A 514-nucleotide genomic window follows, 5' to 3' on the forward strand; every position below is an offset into this window, starting at 1 on the left:
GATGGCGGAACTTTACCGCAAGTGGGATGAAATGGGCGTTCTGACCCTGACCGACGGCGAAGTGGTGGACCACGCCCAGATAAAAGAAGAGCTGCTGCACTGGGTCGGCGGTGAAAACCTGAAAGAACTGGGTTTTGACCCGTGGAGTGCAGTCCAGTTCAGTCTGGCACTGGCGGAAGACGGCGTGCCGTTGGTGGAAGTGGCACAAACCGTGCGTAATCTGTCGGAAGCCATGAAATCACTGGAAGCGGCGGTGTACAGCGGTAAATTCCACCATAACGCCCACCCGGTAATGGACTGGATGATGAGTAACGTCACCGTCAAACCGGACAAAAACGACAATATTTTCCCCAATAAATCCACGCCGGAAGCCAAAATTGACGGTCCCGTTGCCCTGTTTACTGCCCTGAGCCGGTTACTGGTGAACGGGGGTGAGCAACCGGAAAGCCTGTCCGATGTGTTAATGAGCCGGGGTCTGCGCTCACTCTGAGGTCCTTTTATGAAACTATTAATG

Annotated in this window: 1 protein-coding gene; it reads left to right on the top strand. The window is 54.1% G+C overall.

What is annotated here, in order from left to right; all coding sequences use genetic code 11:
• A partial coding sequence (locus AAC854_RS22995) for a terminase TerL endonuclease subunit (protein ID WP_340619115.1) occupies positions 1 to 490 on the top strand: 490 nt, incomplete at its 5' end.
• Positions 491 to 514 lie beyond the last annotated feature (24 nt).

This window comes from Xenorhabdus entomophaga, from assembly GCF_037996725.1.
Lineage (GTDB): Bacteria > Pseudomonadota > Gammaproteobacteria > Enterobacterales > Enterobacteriaceae > Xenorhabdus > Xenorhabdus khoisanae.